Genomic DNA, 7,028 nt, shown 5'->3' with positions numbered 1-7,028 from the left:
GGATCGTAACGATATACCTTGAATTTCTTGACTTTCCCGTCGGTTTTCGCGGCGTGAACAGTGCCCTTTTGGACCTTGCTGTTCTTTGGGAGGAAGAAATCGGCCATATCAATATCCTGTTGTCGTCGTGACGTGTAATTCCATATCTGCCAAACGCCCTAACCAAGCGTTTGTGCAATCACAAGCCCTCAACTGCGTCCGTTCGAGTTGCTTTTTCTGCAAGTCGGACGCGGAGCTTGTCGATTTTCCGGCCATCCATATCCACAACTTCAAAATGCCAACCTTGGTCGCGGAAGGATTCGCCCTCTACGGGCAAGTGCCGCAAGATGTGCAGGACATGGCCCGCTGCGGTTGCATAATCGCGGTCTTCGGGCAGATCAATCGACAGCGCGTCTGCCATTGCGTCGGCGGACATTGCGCCCGAGACGAGCATCGATCCATCGTCCAATGTGATGATGTTCGGCGCGCTACCTTGCGCCTGATCAGATGCAAATTCGCCCGCAATCGCCGCCAAAAGGTCGTTCGGCGTTACGATTCCTTCAAAATGCCCATATTCATCATGGACAAGCAGCATAGGCACATCGGACGAACGCAGGATTTCGAGTGCATCCATGGCGTCAAGTTGATCAGGAATGATTTCGGCGCGACGCATCAAGCTGCGGATATCCAGACTCTCGCCGCGAATCTGTGCCGCAACAATATCGCGTGATTGGACAACGCCAATGATATCGTCACCATCTTCGCCGGTGACGGGTAGCCGCGTGTGCAGCGAGTTCAACAGCGAATCGCGGACATCATCTTCCGATGCGTCGGCTGCGATACGGTCAACGTCGGTCCGTGGCGTCATGACTTCACGCACCGGACGATCGGCTAGCCGCACCACGCCTGCAATGACCTTATGTTCATGCTCTTCAATGATGCCTGCATGGGTGGCTTCGGCGAACACCATACGCAGTTCTTCGGCGCTCAGTGCGTCACGGGTATCGCGACGCAGCCCAAGTGCGCGGAATATGGTCGCGCTGGATTTATCAAGGGTCCAGACAATCGGCGCGGTCACGCGTGCCAGCATCTCCATAGGGCCCGCCATGGTGACGGCGATTCTCTCAGGCGCAATGAGCGCAAATTGCTTGGGGACCAGCTCGCCAACCACCAAGGATGCGTAGGTCGTGATGCTGATGACAATTCCGAAACCCAAAGTTTCGGCCCATTCTTTACCAATGCCCAAAAGTGCGATGCGTTCGGCAACTGGCCCACCCAGCGTCGATCCGGAATACGCACCGGCGATAATACCAATGAGTGTGATGCCGATTTGCACGGTGGATAGAAACTTGCCCGGGTCTCGCCCCAACCGAAGGGCGGCCGCCGCGCCGCGCTTTCCGTCTTCCGCCATCGCCTTTAATTTCGCTGTGCGTGCCGAAACGATGGCGAGCTCAGACATGGCAAACACACCGTTCAGGGCAATGAGAGCCAATATCGTTGCGGCATCAAACCACGGGAAAGGATGAAGAGGTTCCATAGGGACCAGATTCCCATAGGGCCAACGCCAGCGCTTTGGCAACAAAATGCCGCAAAATCTGTTATCATCAACGGATGCAACCCAGCCAATGATAATCGCAGGTTCATCATGGGTGTCGCTTATGGGGCATCCTAGCTGAAAGGGAAAATGATGAAGAAGAATCAATTGATAACACTGTCGCTGATGGCCGCCATGCTGCCGCTATCGGCATGTGTGACCGATCCGGAAACGGGCCAGCGCACGATTTCGAAGACTGCGCTTGGTGGCGTTGGCGGCGCATTGGGTGGATATTTGCTTGGCGACCTTATCGGCGGCCGCAGCGATCGCACGGAAAAGATTGTCGGCGCAGGTATTGGCGCTTTGGCCGGTGCGGGCGTTGGCTATTATATGGACGAACAAGAAAGAAAGCTGCGTCAGCAAACTGCAGGCACGGGTATCAACGTTATTCGCGATGGTGACAATCTCGTCCTCGATATGCCTTCCGAAGTGACCTTTGGCCTCGATAGCGCGAATATCGATGCGGGTTTCCGCAATACGCTGGATCAGGTTGCATCGACGCTGACGCAATATGAAAAAACCTATGTCGACGTCATGGGCCATACCGATTCTACGGGGTCGGATGCCTATAACCAGTCGTTATCGGAACGCCGTGCGTCGGCTGTTGCAAGCTATCTAACTTCGCGTGGGGTTCAGTCCGCGCGTCTTGCCACGCGTGGTTATGGTGAAAGCCAGCCAAAGGCGAGCAATCTGGACGAGGCCGGTCGCGCGGCGAACCGCCGTGTCGAAATCCGTCTTGTGCCCGTGACCCAGGGCTAATGCGAATTTAGACGGCAACACCCTGAAGCAATTTGGGTAGCGCGCCGCTTTCGCCCCGCGCCTCGGCCATGAAAAATGCCTTGGCCGGGGCAGCGCGCTGCACCATGGCCATTCCGAACCGCCGGACCGCCGACGCGGCTTTGCCGGGAATGGAAAAAAGGCGGTTCAAGCCATCGGTCGATACCGCGATCAGCAACGTATCAATGCTGCGCCACCGGCTATAGCGATCGAGCAACTGCGCATCGCCAAAATCCAGACCAAGCCGCATCCCGTCGACTAATACTTCGGTCAACGCCGCAACGTCGCGCAGGCCAAGGTTCAGCCCCTGACCCGCGATGGGGTGAATGCCATGCGCGCTGTCGCCAATGAGCACCAGGCGTTCAGCCGTGATGTTGGCCGCATGGTGGAACCCAAGCTTGTAAGACGATAGAGGCGCGGCGATCTCCACCTGACCTAATATCCCGCCCATCGCCTTTTCCAGTTCCGCCGCATATCCACGCGGCGACAATTTCATATATCCCGGCGCATCTGCGGCATCGACCGACCAGACGATGGCTGAACGGTGCCGTCCGTCGTCCGCATCCAACATGGGCAACACGGCAAATGGGCCTGACGGATAAAAAATCTCATAGGCAATGTTGTTGTGGGAATGTTCGTGGAAGATCGCACCGACCATTGCGCTATGGTCATATTGCCAGTGCGCAATATTGATCCCCATTTCCTCGCGGGTCTGGCTTTGCCGGCCTTCCGCAACAATCATCAGATCAGCGGTCAAAACTTTGCCATCATCGAGATGCACGGAGGCGCGACCTGAATCCTGTGATTTGTGGGTGATGTTGGCGGGCATGTGCAATTGGATCGCATCGCTTTCCAGCGCCGCATTGTACAACACGCCGCGCAAGAAGCGGCTTTCAAACATTTGGCCCAGAAAGCCGTCATCTTCGGCGGGTGCGAAATCCAGCGATCCGGGCTTTAGGCTATCGCTCACCCAAATCTTTTCAATCGGGCAGCCTTTTCCGGCCAATGCGTCGCCCAGTCCAATGGCTTCGAACAGTTTATAGCTCGAGCTCGATATGGCAAAAGTGCGGCCGTCAAAGCCTGCTTGCAACATGCTCGCCTGATCGGCGCGGTCAATGACATGGCTGGTGATGCCATGTGCAGCCAATGCCAGTGCTTGCGTAAGCCCGATGAGCCCGCCGCCGATAATGATGACGTCTGCTTTATGATTCATATTGCCCTTATGCCGCAACAGATGGGCGGACTCAAAGGAGGATTTTGACCGTAGCCCATCCGCGTTGGCAGCAATCTTCAACCTGTAATACTTGACGGCGAGTCCAGCGACAGCGAAAAGGGGGCGTTCGGCCCTCGGCGGCCACCCATATATGGCATTATAATCATGGCCTCGCGCATTTCTAAATTTACGTCAAAAACGAACATGGCCAATTGGCGGAATATGATGCGCGCGTCGCTGATCCGCAGCAGCACCTTGTTTGGCGCGGCTGTGCTTGGCCTGTTTGCGGTATTTTATGGCTTTGCGGTGCTTAGCTATTCGGCTGGCGATGCGGCGTTCAACAGCGCGGCTGCAGATGTGCAGCACAATTGGATGGGCCAAAGCGGCGCCTATGTGTCCGACATCGTCCTGTTTCTCTTTGGCGTTCCGGCCATTTTCCTGTTCCCGCTGATGCTGGTATTTGCGCGACGCTTGTGGCGTGCCGTCCCGCAGCCGCAATGGAAACGGCAGCTTACATTATGCCTGTGCGGCATGCTGCTGATCGGGTTTGGCATGGCCTATTGGCAGCACGGCAGCGACATCGGCTTGCCCGCTGGATGGGGCGGCGCGATTAATTTGTTGTTGGCAAATGCCGCCGTCGCACTTGTTGGCCAAATTCAGGGGGTGCTTGGCACTATATTACGTGTTCTGCTGATTTTAGGCAGCTTAAGTGGCGGCGTAGCGTTGGTTATTCGCGCGCTTGAGCTTGAGCGCCCGCTGTTCCGTATTCCTACGCTGGCCATGCCTAAATTTTCAGGCATCAAAAACGATCTGGGTGCGTTTGACGCAGACGATTCGGATGTTGCCCAGATTATCGAGCCAAAGCCGCCGCGTAAGGCTGTCGAGCCCGAACTACGCAAGCCCCCCGTGATTGAAGACCGCACGCTGGCGCCGAAAAAAGCGGCGTTCTCAACCGGCGCGCGGCAGGGTGATTTCTTTGGCAGCTTTGTTTTGCCATCGCTTGATCTGCTGGATCCGCCGCCCGCCATTTCGGTGCCAAAGCTCGACAAAACTGCGCTGGAAGCAAATGCGCGCTTGCTGGAATCGGTCCTCGATGACTTTCACGTTAAGGGACAGATTGTTGCGGTGCGTCCGGGGCCCGTGGTCACAATGTACGAGTTGGAACCTGCAGCGGGTATCAAATCCAGCCGCGTGATCCAGCTGGCAGAAGATATTGCGCGCAACATGTCCGCTTTGTCCGCGCGTGTTTCGACGATACCGGGCCGCACCGTCATGGGTATTGAGCTGCCCAACGCCCATCGCGAGGCTGTGGTGTTTCAGGAAATGGTCGGATCGGATGCCTTTGCCGATCAAAAGGGTGCACTGCCGATCATTTTGGGTAAAAATATCTCGGGCGATCCCGTCATCGCCGATCTCGCCCCGATGCCGCATTTGTTGGTCGCCGGAACCACCGGATCCGGTAAATCGGTCGGCCTTAACTGCATGATATTGTCGCTGCTGTATCGTCTGACGCCGGACCAGTGCCGGATGATCATGATCGATCCCAAGATGCTCGAATTGAGCAGCTATGACGATATTCCGCATCTGTTGTCCCCCGTCGTTACCGAGCCTGCCAAAGCCATTCGCGCGCTCAAATGGGCGGTTGAACAGATGGAGGAACGCTACCGGATGATGTCATCGCTGGGCGTGCGCAACCTTGCAAACTTCAACGAAAAAGTCCGCGGTGCAAAGGCCAAGGGCGCGCCATTGGGCCGCAAGGTGCAAATTGGCTATGACCCGATGACCGGCCAGCCACAATATGAGGAAGAAAGCTTGGCCTATGAGCCAATGCCGCAGATCGTCATCATCGTGGACGAGCTCGCTGACCTGATGATGACCGCTGGCAAGGAAGTCGAATTCCTCATTCAACGCCTCGCGCAAAAGGCACGTGCCGCGGGTATTCACCTCATCATGGCGACGCAGCGGCCATCGGTTGATGTTATCACTGGCGTCATTAAGGCAAACCTGCCGACGCGTATTTCTTTCCATGTGACGTCGAAAATCGATAGCCGTACTATTTTGGGTGAACAGGGTGCCGAACAGCTGCTGGGCAAGGGCGACATGCTGTATATGGCGGGCGGACGCGGGCTGACGCGTATTCACGGTCCATTTGTTTCCGATGATGAAGTCCGCCGCGTGGCAGACCATTGGCGCGGCCAAGGGCAGCCCGAATATATTCAGGCGGTGACCGAAGAACCCGAAGATGGCGGTTTCGATTTTGGCGGCATGGGCGGCGACGACAACGAGGAAGATGCGCAATATCGCAAGGCGTGCCAGATCGTGTTTGAAAGCCAAAAGGCATCAACGAGCTGGATTCAGCGTCAGCTGCGGATTGGTTATAACAGCGCAGCCCGTCTGATTGATCGTATGGAAGAAGACGGCTTCATCACCGCGCCGAACCATATTGGCCGCCGTGAAGTGCTTCGTGACCGCACCGGCGAGCCGCTTTAGACGTTAAGACGGCGTTCAAGGCGGTTGCCGTAGCCGCGATTGAACCCCTCCCAAGGAAACCAGAATGACCTTTCGAAATTACGTCTTAATGCTCGCGCCCGTTACCCTGATCGCAGCCGCGCCGTCGACCGCACAATCGCAGTCGGAACGCATGGCGCGCGTGACCACGCATATGAAGACGGTGGGTACCATGACCGCCAACTTCACCCAGACGGATCGCAACGGCGGGGCGGTAACGGGCAGGCTTTTGCTCAAGCGTCCCGGCCATGTGCGATTTGAATATCAAAAAGATGTGCCGTTGTTGATCGTTGCTGATGGGCGCGCGCTGACCATGGTCGATTATGAAGTCAAACAAGTGCAGCGCTGGCCAATCCGTAATAGCCCGCTCGCCGCGTTGCTTGACCCGGGCAAGGATCTGGCGCGCTTTGGCAAACTGGTCCCGACATCAACCGATGATGTCATCAGCGTCGAAGTGCGCGACCCGAAGCGGCCTGAATATGGCACCATTACAATGATATTCGTCAACAAGCCCGGCGCGCCGGGTGGATTGACGCTGACGGGCTGGGTTGCGCTTGATTCCAAAAACAATCGTACATCTATTCGACTCAGCAACGTCACGTATAATGGCGCAATCGCCGACAGCGCATTTTCGTGGAAAGATCCACGGCCTGTCCGACGGAAATCTTAAAATCGGTCGACGAACCGATGCTGATGACCGACAAGCTGCCGAGCTGAAGGTATTTGTTCATGTGAACGACAGGAAAGTCGTCCTATAATTTGATGGTCAGCGATTGAGAGTTCGTGTGGTTTTCCCCCTGTTGCCCACGACGTTACATCGTCGCTGATACCCGCGTGACGAACGCAAGCTTAGCCCTCATCCCAAATGCCCCCGGGATGAGGGCTTTGCTTTTTTGGCATGGATTTCACTTCACCGACTTGCCCCTGCCGCTTCTGGCATATAGGGCCATATTCTTA

Annotated in this window: 5 protein-coding genes; 3 read left to right on the top strand and 2 right to left on the bottom strand. The window is 56.2% G+C overall.

From position 1 onward, the window contains the following. Nucleotides 1-178: 178 nt before the first annotated feature. Nucleotides 179-1,516 (bottom strand): hemolysin family protein, encoded by a 1,338-nt coding sequence (locus ACILQA_RS08745; protein ID WP_395629353.1) that lies wholly within the window; start codon nt 1,514-1,516, stop codon nt 179-181. A gap of 147 nt (nt 1,517-1,663) precedes the next feature. On the opposite strand from ACILQA_RS08745, the gene ACILQA_RS08740 reads away from it, so the two are divergent. Then, nucleotides 1,664-2,332 (top strand): OmpA family protein, encoded by a 669-nt coding sequence (locus ACILQA_RS08740; protein WP_395629352.1) that lies wholly within the window; start codon nt 1,664-1,666, stop codon nt 2,330-2,332. A gap of 7 nt (nt 2,333-2,339) precedes the next feature. Here ACILQA_RS08740 and ACILQA_RS08735 read toward each other — a convergent pair whose 3' ends face one another. Beyond that, a complete protein-coding gene (locus ACILQA_RS08735; RefSeq protein WP_395629351.1) occupies nt 2,340-3,563 on the bottom strand; it encodes an FAD-dependent monooxygenase in 1,224 nt (407 codons plus the stop codon). 165 nt (nt 3,564-3,728) lie between these two features. On the opposite strand from ACILQA_RS08735, the gene ACILQA_RS08730 reads away from it, so the two are divergent. Together ACILQA_RS08730 and ACILQA_RS08725 are read left to right on the top strand one after the other, a co-directional pair. After that, a complete protein-coding gene (locus tag ACILQA_RS08730; protein WP_395629350.1) occupies nt 3,729-6,053 on the top strand; it encodes a DNA translocase FtsK 4TM domain-containing protein in 2,325 nt (774 codons plus the stop codon). A gap of 64 nt (nt 6,054-6,117) precedes the next feature. Beyond that, the gene (locus ACILQA_RS08725; protein WP_395629349.1) at nt 6,118-6,741 is read left to right on the top strand and encodes an outer membrane lipoprotein carrier protein LolA; all 624 of its coding nucleotides are present in this window, start codon (nt 6,118-6,120) and stop codon (nt 6,739-6,741) included. Nucleotides 6,742-7,028 lie beyond the last annotated feature (287 nt).

This window comes from Sphingorhabdus sp. (assembly GCF_044239005.1).
Classification (GTDB): domain Bacteria; phylum Pseudomonadota; class Alphaproteobacteria; order Sphingomonadales; family Sphingomonadaceae; genus Sphingorhabdus_B.
This window is presented reverse-complemented; position numbering and strand designations above follow the sequence as displayed.

What these genes read in the sequence shown, in the direction of transcription:
- ACILQA_RS08745 (WP_395629353.1), bottom strand. Translation starts at nt 1,516, where the DNA reads ATGGAACCTCTTCATCCTTTCCCGTGGTTTGATGCCGCAACGATATTG.
- ACILQA_RS08740 (WP_395629352.1), top strand. Translation starts at nt 1,664, where the DNA reads ATGATGAAGAAGAATCAATTGATAACACTGTCGCTGATGGCCGCCATG.
- ACILQA_RS08735 (WP_395629351.1), bottom strand. Translation starts at nt 3,563, where the DNA reads ATGAATCATAAAGCAGACGTCATCATTATCGGCGGCGGGCTCATCGGG.
- ACILQA_RS08730 (WP_395629350.1), top strand. Translation starts at nt 3,729, where the DNA reads ATGGCCTCGCGCATTTCTAAATTTACGTCAAAAACGAACATGGCCAAT.
- ACILQA_RS08725 (WP_395629349.1), top strand. Translation starts at nt 6,118, where the DNA reads ATGACCTTTCGAAATTACGTCTTAATGCTCGCGCCCGTTACCCTGATC.